Here is a 21,792-nt window from a genome sequence, read left to right on the forward strand (position 1 = left end):
TCTCACGGCCCGGGTGTCACCCAGGCCGTCGAAATGATCCCCTTGTCGTCAAGCGCGATGCGCCAGTGCGCAGCGCCGTTCGCCTGTCTGACGCTATAGACGTCTTCGCCTTGCTCGCCGACACCGAGAAAGCGGATCGACTGGATCGTGCCGAGGTCCGCGAGGGGCTGAAGCCACGCCATCTGCTTGCGGGTCGCCGCCGCCAGCGCCGGGCTCATCTCATTGTAGTTGGGATTCCCCGAGGCGATCCCATCGATCAGGCGGTGCAGCGCAGCCTCGGTTCCGGGACTGGCCGACTGGTGCTTGACGCGCTCCGCCGTCTGGTCGGCGATCTTCCTTGCCGTCGCGGCGTCGATACGCGCCATCGGAATACCGCTGCCGTTCTGATGCAGAATCAGCGAGGTGGCTCGTCCGTCCGGTCCGACAACGAAGCTGACCTGGGCGTCGACGATCTTGGCGAAGAATTCGGTCACACTCTCCGCAAAGAACCGCACCGAGCGCTGTCCCGTCAGTTGCATCACCAGATGATGTCCGTCAGGTGTCACCGTGAACACGGCGGTCGTTGAGCTGGTAGAATCCGGCATAACGATCGAGCGCGGCTGAATCCACGGCGACCTCCTGCCGCGCGACGGTCGGCGGTGATTCTGCAGTGGGGTCTGCAGCCTCTGCCGGCGTGCTCGGCGGTCCGGCGGAGTGAATCCGGGCCGACAGTGTGTTCCAGTCACGCAAACCGAGGACGTTGGCGATCAGCTCCAGGCTGTCGCTGTGGGTGAGGGGGATGGACTTGGCGGCGAGCGCTTCGCGCAGCGTTTGCGCCATGGCCTTGGCATCACGGAAGTCGCGCATGGGATCAACCTTTGCATCGACGAACGGAAAGCGTCAGCGGCTTGCGTTGCTGACCCGTTCGTGCGGGCAAAGGAAGCCTGAAACCTGGCTTGATACGTTTACCGTCCCCGGGCGGGGTGCAAGCGGCGGGTGGTATCGACCCGGCCAAATGTTCGCCGGGGAGGTTGGATTTGTCAATTGCAAGAGAGCGTGATCGCGTTCGTCCTCTCGACATGTCGCTGCCGGCTGTGAAGTCGAAGGTGGCGCGCGGTCCAGTTCGCGCCGCGGCTGGTCGCCAACACGGTGCCGGCGGCGGTCGCCTCGGCCAGCGAAGGGCAGGGCATCACCCGGCTGTTCTCGTATCACATCGCCGAGGAAATCCGTGACGGGCGGCTGCAGACGGCTTTTGCCGCATCGAATTTGGCACCTCTCCCGATCGGGAGAGGTGCGCGGCGATCGCTGCGAACGATTGCTGCGATCGCAACTAATCATTTTTCACGAACCGCCGAAGGGCCTACTGCCATGCCATGTCAGCCAATGTCGATCATGACAAGCGCCATCACGCCGAACCGCATCACGATGCCGGCGGACCGCTGTGGCTGTCCGCAGCTGCGGGGCTCTGCGCTTCGCTGGTCGGGCTCGGGCTGGCGCGCTTTGCCTACACGCCGCTGATCCCGGCGCTGATATCAGCCAAATGGTTCACGCCGGCGGAAGCGGTCTATCTCGGTGCCGCCAACCTTGCCGGCTATCTCGCCGGCGCGCTGATCGCCCGCGATCTCGGCGCACGCATCGGCTCGGTGTGGGTGCTGCGCGGCATGATGGTGCTGGCCGCCGTCACCTGCTTTGCCTGCGCCGTGCCGATCTCCTTCGTCTGGTTCTTCGGCGTCCGCTTCCTCGCCGGCGTCAGCGGCGGCGTGATCATGGTGCTGGCGGCGACCGCGATCCTGCCGCACACCGCACCACACAAGCGCGGCCTGATCGGCGGCGTGATCTTCGCGGGCGTCGGATTGGGCGTCGCCGCGTCCGGCACGCTGGTGCCGCTGTTGCTGCAGCAGGGCGTCAAGCAGGCCTGGTACGGGCTTGGCGTGCTGTCGGCGGTGCTGACCGCGATCAGCTGGAAGGCGTGGCCGGCGGATGTGCCTGCCACACACGCTGCGGCCGAGCAGTGCGCCGCGTCGCATGGCGTGCGCTCGCCGTTAATGATCGCGCTGTGCCTGGAGTACGGCCTCAACGCGCTGGCGCTGGTGCCGCACATGGTGTTCCTGGTCGATTTCGTCGCCCGCGGCCTCGGGCAAGGGATCGCCGCCGGATCCTATTACTGGGTGCTGTACGGCTTCGGTGCCGTGGTCGGCCCGCTGCTGTCAGGACATCTCGCCGATCGCGCCGGATTCGCTGCGGCACTGCGCGCAGCGTTCCTGATCGAGGCGGTCGCGGTCGCGATGCCTGCCGTGACGAATTCGCCCGCCGCGCTGATCGTGTCGAGCCTCATCGTCGGCGGCTTCACGCCCGGCATCGTGCCGCTCGTGATCGGCCGCGTCCACGAGCTGATCCCGTATTCCGCCGCGAGCCAGCGCTCCGCGTGGGCGCAGGCCACCACGACCTTCGCGCTGTTCCAGGCGGCTGGCGCCTACGGGCTGTCCTACCTGTTCGCGCAGAGCGGCGGCGATTACGCGCTGCTGTTCGTGATCGGCGCGGCCGCGGTGGCTGTCGCGTTGGCGATCGAACTGGTCAGCGTCGTCGCGCTGGGGCGCAAGCCGAGCTAAGCGCGCAGCGCTTTGGTCAAGACTGCGACGAGGCGGTCAACATCCGTCTCGTCGTTGAAGACATGCGGAGAGATCCGCATCCGGCCGAGCCGCAGCGCAACGTGGATGTTCTCGGCAGCAAGCCGCGCGATCAGCTCCTTCTGGATGCCGCCGGCCGTGCCGAGGCTCAGGATATGCGGCGCGCGCACGCTGCGCGCCGTCACGTTGAGCCCAAGATCACGCACGCCGTCGGCGATCCGGTCCGTGAGCATCGCGAGCCGTTGGCTGACAGCAGCAGCGCCCCATTCCGCCATCATCTCCATGCCGATCGAGGCCATCTCCAACGTGATGAAATGATCGCGCTCGCCCATGTCATAGCGCCGGGCATTGTCGACATAAGCGAGATCGCCGAAATAGACGGGGTTCTCGGAGTTCACATTGCGGCGGCCGGCGGAGGTCTGCTCCAGCGGCAGGCCGTTCTGGTGGCGCTTTGCAACGTAGAGGAAGGCGCGGCCGTAGGGACCGATCAGCCATTTGTAGGTTGGGAAGATCACGGCGTCGGGATCGAGTTTTGCCACATCCATCGCCACAACACCCGCGCTCTGCGTCGCGTCGATCACGAACATCGCGCCATGCCGCCGCAGCGTTGCCTGCACCTTGTCGACGTCGATGATGCCGCCGTCGGACCAGTGCACCGACGAGATCGAGGCAAGGCCGACCGGCGGAGCGCCCGAGCGGTCGATCGTTGCAAGGACCGCCGACGTCCAGTTGCCATCGGCGGGCTGGCGCACGATGTCGACGACGAAACCCTGCGCCTCGGCACGGGCGTGCCATTCCAGCACCGGCGAGGAGTGATCGTTCTCCAGCACGATGACGCGCGTGCCGCGCGGAATCGTCAGCGCCTTCGCCACCGTAGCTATGCCGTAGCTGATGGCGGGGATCAGCGCGATGTCATCGGGCGCGGCGTTGATCAGGCGGGCCGCCGCAACGCGGGCACGCTCATGCTGGCGGCCGGCGAAACCGGGGTCGATCGTCCACGGCCGGCCCTTGCGCCCCACCGCCGCGCGCCCGGCGTCGAGCGTCTTCAGCGGCAACGGGCTGTAGGACGCCGAATTCAGGTAGCAGACCTCGCGTGGAATCTCGAACAGATGGCGCTGGGAGGGAAGCATGTCGCCTCGTGGCTGAAATTTGCTGATGATGGCGGGATGCGGGGAGTGCGTGCTCAGCCGCCATACTGGTCCGGGCCCATCGCCCATGGCGCCTGGTCGAAGCCGTGCGCGAAGGTGCGGTTGTTCTGCGCCGGATTGCGGTTGACCAGCGGCCGCAGATACATCGGATGGGTGGCGCTGCGCACCTCGTGCTCGACGGTGAAGAGATGCCGGCCGTCGGCGGGATCGACGATGTCGCAGAAGCGGTACTGGTACTGATTGTCCTCGCGGGACACCAGGTTGCGCTCGCGCAGCCGTTTGTAGGGACCCGAGAAGTCCGTGATGTAGATCTGGACGTGATGGCCGTCGAACTCCGCCTGCGCCTGGCCGGTCTCGCGGAATTGCAGATACTGGTCCTTGCCGACCTTGGCGCGCGCGACGACATCGTCGCCGTTCGCGACGCTGGCGGGGATGCCCATGATTTCGGAATAGAACCGGCTGATGGCTTCAGCGGTGCCGCGCGGCACCTCAAACTCGACATAGGGAATGCCGAGCGCGATGCGTCCGAAGCGCTCGGCGTCCGGCTCGTAGCAGCGCAGGCGGTTGCCCCAGGGGCAGGTGGCCTCGACATGATCGTTGCGCTCGCGATAGCCAAACGCAGTGCCTTCGAGCTTGGGCGCGACCGCGGCAAGCCGCTGGAGCAGGGCCTGCCGCCCGGCGATCACGATCGCCGTGTGGCCGCGCAGCACCTGCGGCCGGCCGCTCGGCAGATGAAACTGGCTGCGGCCGGCATTCACCCACATGTTGGTGTCGGAGACCATCAGATAGGGATCGCGGGTCAGTCCGATGCCGGCGACGTAGAACAGCGTGGCGAGGCGCTGGTCCGGCACCTGCACGTTGACATGCTCGAGATGGATGGCGTTGCCGAGGTCTTCTACGGCGCGGTCGAACGGCTGCTGCACGGCGCGGCTCCCTGGATGCGGTGTCCCGCATGATAGTGCAACGGCACGGCCGATCCAGCTGATAGCCCATGATTGTTTTGCAGGGGCTACCCCCCGTAACTCTGCACCAGGCTGCCGGCGACCAGCGCCCAGCCGTCGACCAGCACGAAAAAGATCAGCTTGAACGGCAGCGAGACCACCACCGGCGGCAGCATCATCATGCCCATCGACATCAAGACCGAGGCGACCACGAGGTCGATGATCAGGAACGGCAGGAACAACAGGAAGCCGATCTCGAAGGCGCGCTTCAGCTCGGAGATCATGAAGGCCGGCACCAGGATGCGCAGTGACATCTCGTCCGGCGTTGCCGGCGTCGGCTCGCCGGAGAGATCCATGAACAGCTTCAAATCCTTCTCGCGGACGTTCTTCTGCATGAAGCCGCGCAAGGGGACCGAGGCGCGCTGCAACGCTTCCTCGACGCCGATCTGGTTGGCGACCAGCGGCTTGATGCCGTCGTCATAGGATTTCTGCAGCACCGGCCCCATCACGAAGGCGGTGAGGAACATCGCAAGCGCGATCATCACCGAGTTCGGCGGCGCGGTCGCGGTGCCGAGCGCGGTGCGCAGCAGCGAGAGCACCACCACGATGCGCGTGAACGACGTCATCATGACCAGGATCGACGGCGCGATCGACAGCACCGTGAGCAGCGCGATCAGCTGGATCGCGCGCTCGGTCACGCCGCCATTGCCGCCGCCGAGATTGATGCTGATGTCCTGCGCCATCGCCGGATCGGCGAAGGATCCGGCGGCGATCAGGACAGCGATGAAAAAAACTCTACGCGGGACTGCCCCTGACCTCACGAAGGATTCTTCGGTCGGCCGAGCAGCGAGGCCATCTCGTCCTCGAGGTTCTCGAACCCGCTCTTCTGTCCGTCTGCGGGCGGGGCGGGCGGCTCACTGCGCGGCGGGCGCACCGGCGGCGCGTCGGGCGCAACCGGCGGCGCGACGGTCTCGCTCGCGCCGGTCGGGCGGCGCAGTGCCGCCTCAAGCCGCTGTGCCATCTCGGCGAGATTGGCATCGGCGTTCGATGCCGCCGGCGCGGCCGGAGGCGTCTGCGTTGCGACCGGCGGCGGAGCCGGGGGAGGCGGTGGCGGCGGTGTCACGGCGCGCTCGGGCGCGCGCAGCGACGGCGGCGCCTTCGGCGGCTCGGCGGCGCGCGGCGGACGCGGGACGACGGGTTCGGAGCGCGGCGGCAGGCGCGGCGGCACCGGATCGGGCCGCGGCTCGCCGCGTTCGGGCGTGAAGCCGGCGAGCGGATCGCTGCGACGCTCGGCAATCGGCGGCGGGGGCCGGCGGAGTTCGTCGGCGAAGGAGGGGCGCGCCTGGCGCGGCGGCAGCTCCGGTTCGGGAAGATTGAGATTGTCAGCGCGGGCAGCCTCGCTCTCGTTCCAGGCTGTGTCCGGAAGCGGTGCGGCGCGCGGCAGCGCAGCCTCGGGTGCGACTGCGGGGCGGGCCGACATCTGATCGCGGCCGGGCATTGCCCGGACGATATTCGGCTCGACGACGATGTCGGTGGGGCCACCGATCATCAGGAGATGCTCGATGTTGTCGCGGCGGACCAGCACCAGCCGGCGGCGGCCGTCGACGGCGGCCGCATCGATCACGGCCAGCCGCGGCATCCGTCCGCGGTTGGCGTTGGCGCCGAGGCGGTTTCCGGCGAAGCGGCGAACGAGCCATGCGGTGACGCCGATCAGGGCCAGCACGACAACGAATGCCAAGACGAATGTAATGACCTGCATATTGGAGTCCCCGGCCATCTTGGCCTTCCTCAGCTTCCGCCATCAACGAGCGCGGATTGATAGGTGCGGTTTGCGCAGCGAATCACGCCCGAGATTCGCCTTATTTCTTAATTCCCAGCGGCTTGCAGCCGACTGTTCTATTAATAAACCAAGAATCGCTTGTCCCAAAACGACTTCTCAGCGCCCACACTGTCTTGGTTTGTGCTGGTTAACGCAGCATTCGTGGCGAAAATGCGCTCGCTGGCCGCAGTTGCGGCGTTCTCCACGGCTCCGTCCGACATTTTAACCACCCGTTAACCATACACCGGGCAAATTCTGCCTACCTCGTAAGAGCCTAGAGGTTAACGGAGCCGCGGCGATGTCCATGAACGATCTCCCGATCCTGTCGGCGTTGCGCAGCAAGATGCAGTGGCACCAGGAGCGCCAGCGGGTGCTCGCCGAGAACATTTCCAATTCCGACACGCCGAACTTCCGGCCGCGCGACCTGGTGGAGCCGAAGTTCGACCGGGCCGGGACCACGGTCGGCGGCGGCATCGGCACGCTGCCGATGATGCAGACCAGCGCGACCCACATGGCGGCATCCGGCGCGCCGGATGCATTCGACAACGACCGCGGCAAGAGCGGGTTCCAGACCCGCCCGGCCGGCAACGCGGTCAATCTCGAGGACCAGATGCTGAAAGTGTCGGCCAACCAGATGGACTACGCGGCCGTCACCTCGCTCTACAGCAAGAGCCTGCATCTGCTGAAGACCGCGATCGGCAAGGGCTAGGCCGCCTGACGGCGGCAGGAGGATCCCATGGCAGATGGAACAAGCGATTTCGCCCGCTCGATGAGCATCGCGACATCAGGCCTGCGCGCGCAGGCGGGGCGGATGCGCGTGATCTCGGAAAATATCGCCAACGCCGATTCGACGGCGCAGACCGCGGGCGGCGATCCCTACCGCCGCAAGGTGCCGACCTTCTCCTCCGCGCTCGATCGTACGCTCGACGCCCAGGTGGTGACCCTCGGCCGGATACGGCCGGATCAGTCGGCATTCCGCGTCAAGCAGGAGCCGGGCAATCCGGCGGCGGACGCCTCCGGCAACGTCAAATACCCGAACGTCAATTCGATGGTCGAAATGACCGACATGCGCGACGCCCAGCGCTCCTATGAGGCGAACCTCAACATCATCAGCGCGACGCGGCGGATGATCCAGCGCACGCTCGACATCCTCAAGTCCTGACGCAAAAGAACAGGGAACCTAAATCATGGCTACACCGACAGTCGCCGCCAACGCCTACGCCAATTTCGCAAAGATGATGGAGCGCGGCGGTGCCGAGAAGGCCGGGCAGGCGGTCGCCGGTCCGTCGTTCAGCGCGCTGCTGAAGGACTCCGTCGGCAGCGTGCTGGAAGCGGGCAAGAAGTCAGACGCGCAGACCATGGCGATGGCCTCAGGCAAGGCGAATGTGATGGATGTGGTGACGGCGGTCGCCGACACCGACGTTGCGGTGTCGACGCTGGTCTCGGTGCGCGACCGCGTGATCCAGGCCTATGAAGATATCATGAAGATGCCGATCTGACGTCAGCCAGGACGTTATCCCGGGGCGATGCGAAGCAAGATTACAAGAGCGAGAACTAAAAAATGACCGGCCCTGAAACACTCGACGTGGCGCGCGACGCGATCTGGACCATCGTGCTGGTGTCGTCGCCGCTGATGGTGGTCGGCCTCGTGGTCGGCGTCGTGGTGTCGCTGTTCCAGGCGCTGACCCAGATCCAGGAACAGACGCTGGTCTTCGTGCCTAAGATCCTCGCGATCTTCGTCACATTGCTGCTGGCGCTGCCGTTCATGGCGGACGCGCTCTCCAGCCACATGATGCGGATTTCGTCGCGAATCATCGGCGGTTGATGCACTAATGCCGCGGTCATGCGCATCGACGTCTCCCTGCTGCCGGGGCTGGCCGCAATCTTCGTGCTGGTCTTCGCGCGCGTGGGTGCGATGGTGATGTTGCTGCCCGGTTTCGGCGAGAGCAACATCCCGGCGCGGGTCAAGCTGTCGATCGCGCTGCTGCTGACGCTGATCATCCTGCCCCTGCATCGCAACGCCTATCACGTCGACCTGACGTCGATCCCCTCGCTCGGCGTCCTGATGGTGCAAGAGCTCATCATCGGCATCGTGCTCGGCGCGACCGCGCGGGTGACGCTGTCGGCGCTCAACGTCGCGGGCTCTGTGATCGCGCAGCAGCTCGGCCTCGGCTTCGTCACCGCTGTCGATCCGACCCAGGGCCAGCAGGGCCAGATCGTCGGCAACTTCCTCACCATCCTCGGCCTGACGCTGCTGTTTGCCACCGACAGCCACTATCTGGTCATCGCGGCGCTGAGCGAGAGCTACCGCATCTTCTCGCCGGGCGAGATCATGCCGACCGGCGACGTCGCTGCGCTTGCGACGTCCGCGTTCTCCGCCGCCTTCAAGATCGGCCTGCAGCTGTCGGCGCCGTTCCTGGTGTTCGGCCTCGTCTTCAACATCGGTCTCGGCGTGCTGGCGCGGCTGATGCCGCAGATGCAGGTCTACTTCGTCGGCGTGCCGCTCGCGATCATGGTCGGCTTCCTGATCTTCGGCGTCGTGCTCGCGGCGATGATGAATACCTATTTCGACTACTTCAACGGCGTCATGCGCCAACTCGCTCCAATGAACTAGAGCGTTTTCGAGCGAAGTGGGAACCGGTTCGCGTGAAGAAAACGCGTCAAAAATAGGGGCCCTAGAACATGATGCGATCAAGTCGCATCATGTTCTAGGGAGAAGAGATGGCCGACGATACCGAAGACAAAACAGAAGACCCTACGCAAAAACGTCTCGATGACGCCCTTGAGAAAGGCGACGTCGTCAAAAGCCAGGAGGTCAACACCTGGTTCGTGATATCAGGCGCCACGCTGGTGCTGTCGACCTTCTCCGGCTCGATCGGTGGCGGCATCTTGATGCCGCTGCGAAACCTGCTCGCCAACTCATGGATGATCCGCGCCGACGGTGCCGGCCTGCTGGCGCTGACGCAGTCGCTCGGCTACGCGGTGGTCGCCGCGATCGGCGTGCCGTTCCTGATGCTGGCGCTGGCCGCGATCGCGGGCAACATGATCCAGCATCAGCTGGTGTGGTCGGGCGAGCAGCTGAAGCCGAAATTCTCCAAGATCTCGCCGGCTGCCGGCTTCAAGCGGCTGTTCGGCAAGCAGGCGGCGGCGAACTTCCTGAAAGGCCTGTTCAAGCTGATCGCGCTCGGCGCCGTGATGGTCATGGTGCTGTGGCCCGATCGGATGCGGATGGAATCGTTCCTGCGGGTCGATCCGGCCGAGCTTTTGCCCGCCATCACCGGCATGACGGTGCACCTGTTGGCGGCGGTGGTCGCGATCCTGGCTGCGGTTGCGATCGCCGACTACTTCTTTCAGTACCGGACCTGGTACGAGCGTCACAAGATGTCGCTGCAGGAGATGAAGGAGGAGTTCAAGCAGTCGGAAGGCGATCCGCACGTCAAGGGCAGGATCAAGCAGTTGCGGGTCCAGCGCGCCAAGAAGCGCATGATGGCCCAGGTTCCGAAGGCCTCGGTGATCATCACCAACCCGACCCACTATTCGGTGGCGCTGGCCTATGATCGCAGCATGTCGGCGCCGGTCTGCGTCGCCAAGGGCGCCGACAACCTCGCTTTCAAGATCAGGGAGATCGCCAAGGAGCACGACATTCCGATCGTGGAGAACGTGCCGCTGGCCCGGGCGCTCTATGCGACCGTCGAAATCGACAAGGAAATCCCGGTTGAGCACTATCATGCGGTTGCCGAAATCATCGGCTACGTGATGCGGCTGAGGCGCGGCCTGTCCGGCCTGCGCCAGTAAGGGGCGGAAAACCGCTTGAAATGCGCGTAAGTTGCGAAATTGCCGCTTGATGGACTTGCGTTTTCGGGTCCGATTCAGGCACTCAGGGGCGAGGTGGCCGGCCGGTCGCCTTCGTGATGCAGACGAGCCATGTCTCTCCAGATGACCGCCGATAGCAACGATCCTCCCGCGACCGAGCCGTTCGTGGCCCACGGGCCGGCGCGGCGGAGCGGCAGTATCCTGCTGGTGGTCCTGATCGCCGTCGGCATCGTGGCGGTGGCGGTCTGGCTGATGACCATCGGCCGCACCCAGGCGCAGCCCTACATCCTCTTCGTGCTGGCGTTGCTCGCCACCGTCGGGCTGTTCAATCTGTTCGCGTTTGCCGCCGGGATCATCCGCTTCTCCGACCGCGCCACCGACGACCCGGTGATGGGGCGGATCGCCGACCACGCCCAGGAAGGGCTTGTCGTCACCGACTCCCGCGGCCACGTGGTCTATTCCAACGCCGCCTATCTGACGCTGACCGGCGCGGCCGGGCCGCAGGACGTCCGTCCGGTTGAACGTGTCTTTATCGGCAACCCCGACGTTTCCGAGGCAGTGTTCCGCCTCTTGAAGGCGGCGCGCGAGGGCAAGCGGCAGCAGGAGGAGGTCCGCGTCGCCGGCCACGAGGCCGGGCAAGGTGGTGGACAGGGCCGCTGGCTGCGGCTGCGTGTGCGGCCGCTCGGCGAAGGCAAGCGCGACGCGAAATATGCGGTGTGGTCGATCGCCGACATCACGCGTGACCGCGAGCGCCAGGAAGACGTGTTCCAGGAGCTGCGGCACGCGATCGAATATCTCGATCATGCGCCGTGCGGCTTCTTCTCGGTCAATCCGGCCGGCGAGATCGCCTATGTCAACGCCACGCTGGCCAACTGGCTGGACTACGATCTGGCCGAGATCGGCTCGGGCGGCCTGAAGCTGACCGACATCGTCTCGGGTGACGGCGCGGCGCTATTGACCTCGATTGCGGCGGTGCCCGGCGAGGTCAAGACCGAGGTGTTCGACATCGACCTGCGGATGCGCGGCGGCAAGACCGTGCCGGTGCGGCTCTATCACAAGCTCGCCTTCGGCGCCGACGGCGTGGCGGGCGCCTCGCGCACGCTGGTGATCAGCCGCGCCCGCGACGAGCATTCCGATCCGGAGCGCGCCGCCGAGGTGCGCTTCATGCGCTTCTTCGACCACACGCCGATGGCGATCGCGACCGTCGACCGCGGCGGCAATGTGGTCGGCGCCAATGCGCGCTATGCCAAGCTGGCGCAGGGTCTGAACGGCGACGTCGGCGCGGCCAAGTCGATCTTCCGCGCCGTCAATCCGCGCGACCGCGGCCTCCTGATCGCCGCGATCAATCAGGCGGCGGAGGGGCAGGGCGACATCGCGCCGGTCGAGGTGATGCTCGACGGGCCCAAGGAGCGCTTTGCCCAGTTCTTCGTCACGACCATCGAGAAGGACGAGCGCGACGCGGAGACCGCGATCGTCTACATGCTCGAGACCACCGAGCGGCGCGCGCTGGAAAACCAGATCAACCAGTCACAGAAGATGGAAATGGTCGGCCAGCTCGCCGGCGGCATCGCGCACGACTTCAACAACGTGCTGTCGGCCATCATGATGGCGAACGACTTCCTGCTGAACGCGCACAAGCCCACCGACCCGTCGTTCCAGGACATCATGCAGATCAAGCAGAACGCCACCCGCGCCGCGACGCTGGTGCGGCAGCTGCTTGCGTTCTCGCGCCGCCAGACGCTGCGGCCGCAGGTGCTCGATCTCGGCGATGCGCTGTCTGATCTCACCATGCTGCTGCGCCGGCTGATCGGCGAGAAGGTCAAGCTCGACCTCGTGCACGGCCGCGATCTGTGGCCGGTGAAGGTCGACGTCTCGCAGTTCGAGCAGGTGGTGGTCAATCTCGCGGTGAACGCGCGCGACGCGATGCCCGACGGCGGCAAGCTGATCATCCGCACCGTCAACGTGCCGACGGAGGAAGCCGCCCAACTCGCCAACAAGGGCATGCCGGCGGCGGACTACGTGAAGATTGAGATTTCGGACACCGGCACCGGCATTCCGCACGAGATCATCGACAAGATCTTCGAGCCGTTCTTCTCGACCAAGGAAGTCGGCAAGGGCACCGGCCTCGGCCTGTCCACGGTCTACGGCATCGTCAAGCAGACCGGCGGCTTCGTCTATGTCGATTCCATGCCGGGCGGCGGCACCACGTTCCGGATCTATCTGCCGCGGCATCGCCAGGAGCAGGAGATCGCACCGGAAGCGCAGGCCGGCAACGGCGCGGCAAAGGAAACCGCCGCCGAGGATGCCGCCAAGCCGAAGCCCGACCTCACCGGGCAAGGTACCATCCTGCTGGTCGAGGACGAGGACGGCCTGCGCTCGCTGAATGCGCGCGGGCTGCGTTCGCGTGGCTACAGCGTGATCGAGGCGGCGAACGGCGTCGAGGCGCTGGAGGCGTTCGAGGAGAACAACGGCGCCGTCGATCTCGTGGTGTCCGACGTCGTGATGCCGGAGATGGACGGGCCGACGCTGCTGAAGGAAATGCGCAGCCGCAATGCGGAGCTGAAAATCATCTTCGTCTCCGGCTATGCCGAGGACGCGTTCGAGAAGAGCCTGCCGGAGAACCAGCAGTTCGCATTCCTGCCGAAGCCGTTCACGCTGACGCAGCTGGTCGCCGCGGTGAAGGAAACCATGACGGCGAATTAGCCGCACAATGCGGCGCGATGTGCTTCCCATCTCGCAGGTGCGAGGTGATGTTTCGATCCGGCTGCGGTTGAAACTGGGCCCCATCTCGCGCTAGGACGCGCTGTCGCATCCACAAGGCCCATAGTGTCACATCGCCGCGACCGAGGGCCGCAGCCGCGGTTCCCGTTTCCCGCTTCACTTTTAACCGGCTCTGCCCATGTTAGGGGCGTTTCCCCATGCCGGGGAATCCTTTGAGGAAACCAACATGAATTTCTCGCAACGCACGCGTGGAATTGTCCGGGCGATCGCCTTCGCGATGGTGCTGGCGCTGCCCGTGATGATGACCGTTTCGGCGGCCGACGCCCGCGTCGGCGGCGGCGGCTCGCGCGGCTCGCGGACATTCTCCGCGCCGCCCTCGACCAGCACCGCGCCGGGCTCGGTTGCGCCGATGAATCGGACCTTCAGCCAGCCTGGTAGCCCCAGCATGGGCTCGCCGGCGGCGGCGAATTCCGGCGGCCTGTTCGGCCGCGGCGGAATGGGTCGCGGCCTGCTCGGCGGCTTGGCTGCGGGCTTCCTTGGTGCCGGCCTGTTCGGCATGCTGTTCGGCGGCGGCCTGTTCTCGGGCCTCGGCGGGCTGTCGTCGATGCTCGGCCTGCTGCTGCAGATCGGTCTGATCGTGCTCGTGGTCCGGCTCGCGATGTCGTGGTGGCAGCGCCGCAATGCGCCGGCTGCGGCTTACGCGGGCGGCCCCGACGTCGGCCCCGGTCCGCAGGCGAACGCCCGTTCGGGCTTCGGCTTTGGCCTCGGCGGTGGATCGAACGCGCCGGTCGAGATCACGCCAGCCGACTACGAGACGTTCGAGCGGCTGCTCGGTGACATCCAGACCGCGTGGTCGAACGAGGACATCGCGAAGCTGCACACGTTCGCGACGCCGGAAATGGTGTCGTACTTCTCGAAGGATCTCGAGGAGAACAAGGCGCGCAACGTCACGAACAAGACGTCCAATGTGAAGCTGCTGCAGGGCGATCTGGCGGAAGCCTGGCGCGAAGGCGACAGCGAATATGCGACGGTCGCGATGCGCTACTCGCTGGTCGACAGCATGCTCGAACGCGGCACCGGCCGCCAGGTCAGTGGCGGGCAGCCGGAGGAGGTCACCGAGGTCTGGACCTTCGTGCGCCAGCGCGGCGGCAATTGGGAGCTATCGGCGATCCAGCAGACCAACTGATCGATTGCCAGAGATGACAGATACAAGGCGCCGCGGCATCAACCGCGGCGCTTTTGTTTTGTGGGCTTCATTCACGTGTCGCAGCGCCGGAATATCCGGACGGGCCGCGGGTTGATGTCAGCGGACCAAAAAACAACCATCGGGAGGATTAAGATGAGCGTCATTGCGCGTATCGCGGTTCCCGCCTGTCTTGCGTTCGTCGTGATGGCCGGGCCGCCGGCAGCGGCGCAGACCGCTGACACCAGCTTCTTCGTGACCAGCAACGGCATCGGCAATGGCGGCAACCTCGGCGGCCTCGCCGGCGCCGACAATCATTGCCAGACCCTGGCGCAGGCCGCGGGTTTCGGTGCACCGAAGACCTGGCGCGCCTATCTCTCGACCCAGGCGGCTGACGGACAGGTGGCGGTGAACGCACGCGATCGCATCGGCAAGGGACCGTGGAAGAATGTCAAGGGCGTCGTGGTCGCCAAGGACGTCGCCGATCTGCACAGCGCCGGCAACAATCTCACCAAGCAGACCGCTCTGTCCGAGAAGGGCGAAGTCATCAATGGGGCCGGCGACACGCCGAACCGTCACGACGTGCTGACGGGATCGCAGGCAGATGGTACGGCGTTTGCGGCTGGCGAGGACCGCACGTGCAAGAATTGGACAAGCAGCACGCAAGGCGCCGCCATGGTCGGGCATTTCGACCGCAAGGGCCTGCGCGACGACGAGCCGTCAAAATCCTGGAACACGTCACATCCCTCGCGTGGCCCCGACGGCGGCTGCTCGCAGGCCGATCTGAAGAGCACCGGCGGCGACGGCCTGCTGTACTGCTTCGCGGCGAACTGAGGGGATAACGAACGAGGCTTGAGCGGCGTCGCCGCCGCTCATTGTCTCGCGAGCGCGCTCAGCTCTTCTTGCGCTTGACGGTTTTCTTGGCGGTCTTCTTTTTCTTTGCGGTTTTCTTCTTCGTCGCGAAGTATGCCTCGACCTTCTTCGAGGAATGTCCGACGGCGGCGACCGCGGTCTTGAGCCGGGCAGGGGTCACCTTGAACTTCTTGGACCAGTACGCAACTTCGTAGGATTCGCTCAACGCGATCAGAGCCCGATCTGCACCGCCCCGCTTCTTCCTGCTGTCCGCCATCAGATGATCCTTCATCGAAGATTCGACGTCGGAACCTTAGCAGTCCGCGCGCAGTTCGGACAGGCGGCCCCGTGCACGATGGACGGTCTGACCGTGAAGCGGCTACGATCGACGTGAACCGAAGCGACGCGTTGAAGTTTGTGGAGGTAAGTGCATGCACTATCAGCTTTACTACTGGCCGATGATTCAGGGCCGTGGCGAATATGTCCGCCTCGCGCTCGAGGATGCGGGCGCTGGCTACACCGATGTCGCGCGCGGCAAGGGCGGCACGGGCGCCATGATGAAGATGATGGATGCGCACAAGGGCACGCCGCCCTTTGCGCCGCCGTTCCTCAAGGCCGGCAGTCTCGTGATCGGGCAGACCGCCAACATCCTGCTCTATCTCGGCGCGCGCCACGGCCTGGCGCCGAAGGCGGAGGCGGGAAAGCTCTGGGTGCACGAGCTGCAACTGACGATCGCGGACTTCGTGCTGGAGATCCACGACACCCATCATCCGCTCGGGCCGTCGCTGTATTACGAGGACCAGAAGGCGCCGGCGAAGAAGCGCACCGAGGAATTCTGGGCGTCGCGGGTGCCGAAATATCTCGGCTATTTCGAGGACCTGCTCGCGGCGAACGGCGGCACCTTCGTTACCGGCCGCCGGCTGACCTACGCCGACCTGTCGCTGTTCCAGATCGTGGAAGGCCTGCGCTATGCGTTTCCGAAGCGGATGGCAGCATTCGAGAAGAAGATCCCGCGCCTGATCGCGCTGCGCGATCGCGTCGCCGAGCGGCCGAACATCAAGGCCTATCTCGCCAGCGAGCGGCGGATCCCATTCAACGAGGAGGGGATTTTCCGGCGCTACAAGGCGCTGGATTTGTGATTGCCGCGCGTCGCCATCGTCATGGCCGGGCTTGACCCAGCCATCCACGTCTTTCTTGCCAAGTAAGATGGATGCCCGGATCAAGCCCGGGCATGACGGAGTGTTGTGGCAGCGCGCTACCTGTTCCTTCCGTCCACCGGCGTCATCGCGATCTTCGACAGATCGATGCCGTCGATGCAGCTGACATTCAGCGCCACGATGTCCGAGCCGTCGGGCTTCTTGCCGCGCGCGAACACGTCGACGCCGCAATCGACGCAGAGCTGGTGGCGGATCGCGTGGCGGTTGAAGAGATACTCCTTGAGGTTCTCGGCGCCGGCGCGAAGCTGGAAGCTCGATGGCGGCATGAACACGAAATGCAGGCCCTTCTTGGTGCAGATCGAACAGTTGCAGGCGGTAACCATGGCCATGTCGGTGGTGCATTCGAAGCGCACCTGGCCGCAATGGCAGCCGCCGGTGTAGGTCTTGGTCTCTGCCATGATCGTCCCTCACCACAGTCCGGGCACGAGGCGATAGCGCACCCGTGCCGCGTAATCGGCATAGCCTGACAGTCCCGCCACCAGCGTGCGCTCCTCGATCCGGGTGCGGATCGCGAACATCACGAAGAACACCGGCACGAAGGCAAGGCCCCACCAGGAGCCCAGCGTCAGCGGCACGCCGATGAAGAATAGCATCACGCTCGTATACATGGGATGGCGGACCAGCGCGTAGGGACCGGTCGAGATCACGTGATGGTCGCGCTCGGTCTGCACCTTCACGACCGGCGCGGCGAACGAATTGGTGCGGAATACCCAGAGGATCAGCACGGTCGAGACCAGATACAGCACGAGGCCGAGCACGATCAGCGGCGCGCCGGCATTGGCGCCGCCAAAGCGGCGATCGAGGCCCATCGCGACGAACCACAGCACGGCAACGATCAGGAACACCAGCATGAAGCGCTTGTCCTCGGTCGGCTGGCCCTCACGCGCGGTGAGCCGCATGCGCTCGGCCAGCAGGCCGGGATCGACCCTGGCAAGCCACACTCCGCAGGCAGGGCCGATCATCGCCGAGGCGATCAGATAGGCCCACGCGCCGGGCCAGTGCAGCGTGCCGGCGAAGGCAAACAGCAGCGCGGCCATGGCGATGACGAAGAAGGTGTTCTGCAGGAGGAGCTTTGCGATCATGGGCGGCTCCGCGATTCCAGCCGCGATTATCGCGCCCTTTTTCCGGCAAGCATGCGGCCGCAGTCATCAACTTTCGGAGCAGGCGAGGCGTTCCTGCGTCGCGACCGGATTGTACCTCTGCATTGACAATCGTATAAGCAATTGCTTATATGTCGGCATGACCGCCGCCATGCAGCTGACCAACGTGCTCAAGACCCTCGCGGACCCGACGCGGCGCGCGGTGTTCGAGCGGATCATCCGGGAAGGCGAGGTCGCCGCGACCGGGCTGGTGCAGGGCTCGAAGGTGTCGCAGCCGGCGGTGTCGCAACATCTGCGCGCGCTGCGCGATGCCGGGCTCGTCGCCGAGCGGCGCGACGGCCGGCATATCCATTATCGCGTCGCGCCAAAGGGGCTCGGCCCGCTGATCGACTGGCTCGGCCATTACGAGACGTTCTGGGCCGAGCGCTTCGCAAATCTGGAACGGCTGTTGAAGGAGAGTGAGTAATGGGTGAGACGCACGCGATCACGGTCGAGAAGGTGTTGCCTTATGCCGCCGACAAGATCTGGCGGACACTGACCACGAGCGACCTGTTGATGAAATGGCTGATGCCGAACGATTTTCAGCCGGACGTCGGACACCGGTTCAATTTCCGCACCAAGCCGATGGGCGATTGGGACGGCGTCGTGCATTGCGAGGTGCTGGATTGCGATCCGCCGCGCCTGCTGCGTTATTCCTGGAAGGGTGGCGCCGACACCAATCCGGACTACGGCTCGAAGCTCGACTCGGTGGTCACCTGGACGCTGACGCCGGTCGAGGGCGGCACGCAGGTCCGCATGGTGCATGGCGGCTTCGTCTTCCCCGGCAACCGCTACGCGTTCGACATGATGAGCCCAGGTTGGGGCAAGATCGTCGATGCGATCGGACGGGTCGCTGCCGAAGCTTGACGGATCACTCGTTCTTGCCGCGCCGCACTGTGATCGAGGCGTCGGTCCTGGTGCGCGTGCACTCCAGGTTGAGGCGGCGATAGCGCATCGTGATGGTGTTGCCGCGCAAGATGCCCATGCGCTTCAAGCAGCGCGACGTGCCGGTGACGGTGTCGTCCTTCGGCAAGGTGAAGACCAGCGCTGCGGCCGAGCCGACCAGGTTGAAGAACTCCGGCCTCATCTTGCGGTCGGTCTTGGCATAGAGCTCGATCGAATAGTCCTTGCCGCGACAGCCGAGCGACAATTCCTTCGCCGCCGGGTGTGTCAGGTAGGTGATGTTGGCGGCGCTGAAATTGACCTTCAGCCCGTCGATCTGGCCGGCGAGCTGCTTTGCGATGTCCTCGCAGGGATCTGCATGCGCAGGCGCTGCGGCGAACGCCGTCGCCAGCGCGATCAGCGCGGCTGGCAAGTTGGAGCGGATGCCCAATGGCAAGCGTCGGCGCAACGGTGCTGTCACGAAATACCCCCGCGGTACGAAAATACGCGAAGCTACATGCAGGCTCCCGCGGAGCGCGTCAATACGGCGCCGTCAGGATGCGCACTTGCCGTCCTGCGCCTTGGAGGCCCCGGCGGCCCGGCGCTCGCAATCATTGCCATAGGTCTTGCCGTCACAGCCGCACACCGGCTTGAAGATCTTGTTGCAGATCGTCGGCCGGAACGCGCAGGTACCGGTCTGGTCGGCCCGTCCGCATTGCCCTTGTTTGAACTGGCAGAACTGGCCGCCACGGCTGCATTGCACGCCGGCAAGGCCGCCGCACGGTCTGCCGAGACGGGCCGCATCGGCGTCGGTCGGGACGAGGATCAACAAGGCCAGCGCCGCGAACCAGACGAAAAGCGCTGTCTTCATGAAGGCCTCCTGATGGCTTTCCTGGCCGTTTCGCGGGTCGTTCTGCGTTGTGGCAACCTGAGATTACGGAGAGATGAAACATAGCACGTGGATTGCCGGTCCTGCGCATGGCTGGAAGACGGCCGGCTTCCCTTTTCTTTGTCCGAAAAAGGCTTAGAACGGCTCTACATTGCCGGCGGCCCTGCGCCCGCACCGGCCTTTCGAACCGACGAGCAGCCCAAAGAGCAGCCCATGAACGCCCCCACCGCCTTCCCCGACCAGCAGAAGCCCGTTCCACCCTACAAGCACACCCCGCTGTTCCCGCTTGGTGCTGATACCACCCCCTACAAGAAGGTGACGAGCGAGGGCGTCCGGGTCGAGAAGGTGTTGGGCAAGGACACGCTCGTGGTGTCGCGGGAGGCGCTGCGGGCGCTCTCCGAGGCTGCGTTTGGCGACATCAACCACTATCTGCGGCCAGGGCACCTGAAGCAGTTGCGCTCGATCCTCGAGGACAAGGAAGCGAGCGACAACGACAAGTTCGTCGCCTTCGACTTCCTCAAGAACGCCAACATCGCCGCCGGCGGCGTGCTGCCGATGTGCCAGGACACCGGCACCGCGATCATCATGGGCAAGAAGGGCTGCAACGTCATCACCGACGGCGACGACGAGGCGGCGCTCTCCGAGGGCGCGCGCGATGCCTATCTGCGCCGGAACTTGCGCTACTCGCAGGTCGCGCCGTTGTCGATGTATGAAGAGAAGAACACCGCCAACAACATGCCGGCGCAGTGCGAGATCTACGCCGAGGGCGGCTCTTCGGAAATAGATTCGGCCTACAAGTTCATGTTCATGGCCAAGGGCGGCGGTTCCGCCAACAAGAGCTTCCTGTTCCAGGCGACGCCATCGGTGCTGACCAGGGATCGGCTGCTGGCGTTCCTGAAGGAGAAAGTGCTGACGCTCGGCACCGCGGCCTGCCCGCCCTATCACCTGGCGATCGTGATCGGCGGCACCTCCGCCGAGCTCTGCATGAAGACCGTGAAGCTTGCCTCGGCGCGCTATCTCGACGCGCTGCCGACCCACGGCTCGGCCGACGGCAACGCGTTCCGCGATCTCGAGATGGAGCAGGAAATCCTCAAGATGACGCAGTCGCTCGGGGTCGGCGCGCAGTTCGGCGGCAAGTATTTCTGCCACGATGTGCGCGTGATCCGCCTGCCGCGCCACGGCGCCTCGCTGCCGATCGGGCTCGGCGTGTCCTGCTCGGCGGACCGCCAGGTGCTGGGCAAGATCACCAGGGACGGCGTCTATCTCGAGGAGCTCGAGCACAATCCGGCGCAGTATCTGCCCGCGGTCGAGCAGTCGCTGGGCGGCGAGGTCGTCAAGATCGACCTCAACAAGCCGATGAAGGAGATTTTGGCGACTCTGTCGCAGTATCCGATCAAGACCCGCGTCTCGATGACCGGCACCATGATCGTGGCGCGCGATTCCGCCCACGCCAAGCTGCGCGAGCGCCTTGAGAAGGGCGAGCCGCTGCCCGACTATTTCAAGAACCACCCGGTCTACTACGCTGGCCCGGCCAAGACGCCCGATGGCTACGCCTCCGGCGCGTTCGGCCCGACCACGGCCGGTCGCATGGACTCCTTCGTCGACCAGTTCCAGGCTGCCGGCGGATCGATGGTGATGGTCGCCAAGGGCAACCGGGTGGTCGCGGTGCGCGAGGCCTGCAAGAAGCACGGCGGCTTTTATCTCGGCTCGATCGGCGGTGCGGCGGCGAACCTTGCCGAGCACTGCATCAAGAAGGTCGAGGTGGTCGAGTATCCCGAGCTCGGCATGGAAGCGATCTGGCGCATCGAGGTGGTCGACTTCCCGGCCTTCATCATTATCGATGACAAGGGCAACGACTTCTTCAAGGAATTGAACCTCGGTTGAGGATCCGGGTTGAGGGCGACAGGCCTCGACGGATTCTCCAGGGGCTGGGTCGCCGTCACCATCGACGGCGACCGGCGCACGATTTCCTTTCACAGCGATGTTGCGGACGCGCTGGCGCGTCCGTTCGATCGTGCCGGGATCGATATCCCGATCGGCATGACCGATGATGGCGAGCGCGCGTGTGACCGTCTCGCCCGCGAGCGCCTGCGCCCGCACAGCTCGCGCGTCTTCACTGGCGCGCGGCGCTGGCTGTGGCAGGAGTTTCGCGATCCGGACGCGGCAAACCGTGAAGCGCTCCGCCGCGGCCAGAGCCGCGTCTCGCGCCAGCTCTGGCACATCGGGCCGAAGATCATGGAGGTCGACGCGTTCGTCCGTGCGAATGCCGCGCGCGACATCCGCGAGGTGCATCCCGAATTGGTGTTCCTGCGGCTGAACGGCGGCGAGCCTTTGCCGCGCAAGAAATCGGAGGAGGGCGATGCGCTCCGCTGCAGGCTGCTCAAGCGGGCAGGCGTTCGCGAAATCGATCGGTGGCTCGTCGAGGCGCGGATCGGCAGCGGCGCAAAGCGCGACGACGTGCTGGATGCCTGCGCGGTGGCGCTCGCCGCTCATCAACCGAGCGGCTGCGTCCCCGAGGGACCACAGCCGCTGGATGCGCATGATCTGCCGATGCAGATCTGGTTCTAAAGCGTTTTCGAGCG

Annotated in this window: 26 protein-coding genes; 15 read left to right on the plus strand and 11 right to left on the minus strand. The window is 65.3% G+C overall.

Going from position 1 to position 21,792, the window contains the following annotated elements; translation table 11 throughout:
- Nucleotides 1-2 precede the first annotated feature (2 nt).
- Both ABIB78_RS19470 and ABIB78_RS19475 read right to left on the minus strand, forming a co-directional pair.
- On the minus strand, nucleotides 3-521 hold the full coding sequence (locus ABIB78_RS19470; protein WP_429027468.1) for a hypothetical protein: 519 nt from the start codon (nucleotides 519-521) through the stop codon (nucleotides 3-5).
- A 13-nt stretch (nucleotides 522-534) separates the two neighbouring features.
- Complete coding sequence (locus tag ABIB78_RS19475) at nucleotides 535-846, minus strand: glyoxalase superfamily protein (protein WP_429027470.1); 312 nt, start codon at nucleotides 844-846, stop codon at nucleotides 535-537.
- Between the two features lie 506 nt (nucleotides 847-1,352).
- Between ABIB78_RS19475 and ABIB78_RS19480 the strand changes: the two genes are divergently transcribed.
- A complete protein-coding gene (locus ABIB78_RS19480) occupies nucleotides 1,353-2,588 on the plus strand; it encodes a YbfB/YjiJ family MFS transporter (protein ID WP_429027471.1) in 1,236 nt (411 codons plus the stop codon).
- On the opposite strand, the gene ABIB78_RS19485 is transcribed toward ABIB78_RS19480, so the two are convergent.
- The 4 genes from ABIB78_RS19485 to ABIB78_RS19500 all read right to left on the minus strand — a co-directional run bounded on the left by ABIB78_RS19485 (nucleotide 2,585) and on the right by ABIB78_RS19500 (nucleotide 6,472).
- Complete coding sequence (locus tag ABIB78_RS19485; protein WP_429027472.1) at nucleotides 2,585-3,736, minus strand: aminotransferase class V-fold PLP-dependent enzyme; 1,152 nt, start codon at nucleotides 3,734-3,736, stop codon at nucleotides 2,585-2,587. The two genes, ABIB78_RS19480 and ABIB78_RS19485, sit on opposite strands and share 4 nt — an antisense overlap.
- Nucleotides 3,737-3,789: 53 nt before the next feature.
- Complete coding sequence (locus ABIB78_RS19490; RefSeq protein ID WP_429027475.1) at nucleotides 3,790-4,677, minus strand: hypothetical protein; 888 nt, start codon at nucleotides 4,675-4,677, stop codon at nucleotides 3,790-3,792.
- A gap of 86 nt (nucleotides 4,678-4,763) precedes the next feature.
- Nucleotides 4,764-5,516: a flagellar type III secretion system pore protein FliP gene (fliP, locus tag ABIB78_RS19495; RefSeq protein ID WP_429027476.1), complete on the minus strand. Its 753-nt coding sequence runs from the start codon at nucleotides 5,514-5,516 to the stop codon at nucleotides 4,764-4,766.
- The gene (locus ABIB78_RS19500) at nucleotides 5,513-6,472 is read right to left on the minus strand and encodes a flagellar biosynthetic protein FliO (RefSeq protein ID WP_429027478.1); all 960 of its coding nucleotides are present in this window, start codon (nucleotides 6,470-6,472) and stop codon (nucleotides 5,513-5,515) included. The genes fliP and ABIB78_RS19500 overlap by 4 nt, the downstream gene beginning before the upstream one ends.
- 340 nt (nucleotides 6,473-6,812) lie before the next feature.
- On the opposite strand from ABIB78_RS19500, the gene flgB reads away from it, so the two are divergent.
- The 9 genes from flgB to ABIB78_RS19545 all read left to right on the plus strand — a co-directional run bounded on the left by flgB (nucleotide 6,813) and on the right by ABIB78_RS19545 (nucleotide 15,065).
- Nucleotides 6,813-7,223 (plus strand): flagellar basal body rod protein FlgB, encoded by a 411-nt coding sequence (gene flgB, locus ABIB78_RS19505; protein ID WP_429027480.1) that lies wholly within the window; start codon nucleotides 6,813-6,815, stop codon nucleotides 7,221-7,223.
- A 27-nt stretch (nucleotides 7,224-7,250) separates the two neighbouring features.
- Nucleotides 7,251-7,676 (plus strand): flagellar basal body rod protein FlgC, encoded by a 426-nt coding sequence (gene flgC, locus ABIB78_RS19510; RefSeq protein WP_429027483.1) that lies wholly within the window; start codon nucleotides 7,251-7,253, stop codon nucleotides 7,674-7,676.
- A gap of 25 nt (nucleotides 7,677-7,701) precedes the next feature.
- Nucleotides 7,702-8,013, plus strand: coding sequence for a flagellar hook-basal body complex protein FliE (gene fliE / locus ABIB78_RS19515; RefSeq protein WP_429027486.1), 312 nt, complete (start codon nucleotides 7,702-7,704; stop codon nucleotides 8,011-8,013).
- 62 nt (nucleotides 8,014-8,075) lie between these two features.
- A complete protein-coding gene (gene fliQ / locus ABIB78_RS19520; RefSeq protein WP_050401183.1) occupies nucleotides 8,076-8,339 on the plus strand; it encodes a flagellar biosynthesis protein FliQ in 264 nt (87 codons plus the stop codon).
- Nucleotides 8,340-8,357: 18 nt separating this feature from the next.
- Entirely contained in the window at nucleotides 8,358-9,128 is a 771-nt protein-coding gene (gene fliR / locus ABIB78_RS19525; RefSeq protein WP_429027489.1) for a flagellar biosynthetic protein FliR, read from the plus strand.
- Nucleotides 9,129-9,235: 107 nt separating this feature from the next.
- Nucleotides 9,236-10,309 (plus strand): flagellar biosynthesis protein FlhB, encoded by a 1,074-nt coding sequence (gene flhB, locus ABIB78_RS19530; RefSeq protein WP_429027492.1) that lies wholly within the window; start codon nucleotides 9,236-9,238, stop codon nucleotides 10,307-10,309.
- A 141-nt stretch (nucleotides 10,310-10,450) separates the two neighbouring features.
- Nucleotides 10,451-13,030, plus strand: coding sequence for a cell cycle histidine kinase CckA (gene cckA / locus ABIB78_RS19535; RefSeq protein WP_429027970.1), 2,580 nt, complete (start codon nucleotides 10,451-10,453; stop codon nucleotides 13,028-13,030).
- A 244-nt stretch (nucleotides 13,031-13,274) separates the two neighbouring features.
- On the plus strand, nucleotides 13,275-14,234 hold the full coding sequence (locus ABIB78_RS19540) for a Tim44 domain-containing protein (RefSeq protein WP_429027494.1): 960 nt from the start codon (nucleotides 13,275-13,277) through the stop codon (nucleotides 14,232-14,234).
- A gap of 204 nt (nucleotides 14,235-14,438) precedes the next feature.
- Entirely contained in the window at nucleotides 14,439-15,065 is a 627-nt protein-coding gene (locus tag ABIB78_RS19545; protein ID WP_429027972.1) for a lectin, read from the plus strand.
- 58 nt (nucleotides 15,066-15,123) lie between these two features.
- Here ABIB78_RS19545 and ABIB78_RS19550 read toward each other — a convergent pair whose 3' ends face one another.
- The gene (locus ABIB78_RS19550) at nucleotides 15,124-15,360 is read right to left on the minus strand and encodes a DUF3606 domain-containing protein (RefSeq protein WP_429027496.1); all 237 of its coding nucleotides are present in this window, start codon (nucleotides 15,358-15,360) and stop codon (nucleotides 15,124-15,126) included.
- 154 nt (nucleotides 15,361-15,514) lie between these two features.
- Between ABIB78_RS19550 and ABIB78_RS19555 the strand changes: the two genes are divergently transcribed.
- A complete protein-coding gene (locus ABIB78_RS19555) occupies nucleotides 15,515-16,222 on the plus strand; it encodes a glutathione S-transferase (protein ID WP_429027499.1) in 708 nt (235 codons plus the stop codon).
- A gap of 116 nt (nucleotides 16,223-16,338) precedes the next feature.
- Here the strand turns inward: ABIB78_RS19555 and ABIB78_RS19560 are convergent, their stop codons facing one another.
- Both ABIB78_RS19560 and ABIB78_RS19565 read right to left on the minus strand, forming a co-directional pair.
- Nucleotides 16,339-16,698 carry a GFA family protein gene (locus ABIB78_RS19560; protein ID WP_429027502.1) on the minus strand — a complete coding sequence of 120 codons (360 nt, stop codon included), beginning with the start codon at nucleotides 16,696-16,698 and terminating at the stop codon, nucleotides 16,339-16,341.
- A 9-nt stretch (nucleotides 16,699-16,707) separates the two neighbouring features.
- The gene (locus tag ABIB78_RS19565; protein ID WP_429027505.1) at nucleotides 16,708-17,382 is read right to left on the minus strand and encodes a methyltransferase family protein; all 675 of its coding nucleotides are present in this window, start codon (nucleotides 17,380-17,382) and stop codon (nucleotides 16,708-16,710) included.
- 157 nt (nucleotides 17,383-17,539) lie between these two features.
- On the opposite strand from ABIB78_RS19565, the gene ABIB78_RS19570 reads away from it, so the two are divergent.
- Together ABIB78_RS19570 and ABIB78_RS19575 are read left to right on the plus strand one after the other, a co-directional pair.
- Complete coding sequence (locus ABIB78_RS19570) at nucleotides 17,540-17,866, plus strand: ArsR/SmtB family transcription factor (RefSeq protein WP_429027508.1); 327 nt, start codon at nucleotides 17,540-17,542, stop codon at nucleotides 17,864-17,866.
- Nucleotides 17,866-18,306, plus strand: coding sequence for an SRPBCC family protein (locus ABIB78_RS19575; protein WP_429027509.1), 441 nt, complete (start codon nucleotides 17,866-17,868; stop codon nucleotides 18,304-18,306). Before ABIB78_RS19570 ends, ABIB78_RS19575 begins: the two co-directional genes overlap by 1 nt.
- 4 nt (nucleotides 18,307-18,310) lie before the next feature.
- Here ABIB78_RS19575 and ABIB78_RS19580 read toward each other — a convergent pair whose 3' ends face one another.
- Together ABIB78_RS19580 and ABIB78_RS19585 are read right to left on the minus strand one after the other, a co-directional pair.
- Nucleotides 18,311-18,772, minus strand: a complete 462-nt coding sequence (locus ABIB78_RS19580) for a hypothetical protein (RefSeq protein ID WP_429027973.1) — start codon at nucleotides 18,770-18,772, stop codon at nucleotides 18,311-18,313.
- A gap of 102 nt (nucleotides 18,773-18,874) precedes the next feature.
- Nucleotides 18,875-19,192, minus strand: coding sequence for a Kazal-type serine protease inhibitor family protein (locus tag ABIB78_RS19585; protein WP_429027510.1), 318 nt, complete (start codon nucleotides 19,190-19,192; stop codon nucleotides 18,875-18,877).
- Between the two features lie 231 nt (nucleotides 19,193-19,423).
- Between ABIB78_RS19585 and ABIB78_RS19590 the strand changes: the two genes are divergently transcribed.
- Both ABIB78_RS19590 and ABIB78_RS19595 read left to right on the plus strand, forming a co-directional pair.
- The gene (locus ABIB78_RS19590) at nucleotides 19,424-21,094 is read left to right on the plus strand and encodes a fumarate hydratase (RefSeq protein WP_429027512.1); all 1,671 of its coding nucleotides are present in this window, start codon (nucleotides 19,424-19,426) and stop codon (nucleotides 21,092-21,094) included.
- Nucleotides 21,095-21,103: 9 nt separating this feature from the next.
- Nucleotides 21,104-21,778, plus strand: coding sequence for a DUF429 domain-containing protein (locus ABIB78_RS19595; protein ID WP_429027514.1), 675 nt, complete (start codon nucleotides 21,104-21,106; stop codon nucleotides 21,776-21,778).
- Nucleotides 21,779-21,792 lie beyond the last annotated feature (14 nt).

It is taken from the genome of Bradyrhizobium sp. I1.14.4 (assembly GCF_050435825.1).
Taxonomy (GTDB): Bacteria; Pseudomonadota; Alphaproteobacteria; order Rhizobiales; family Xanthobacteraceae; genus Bradyrhizobium.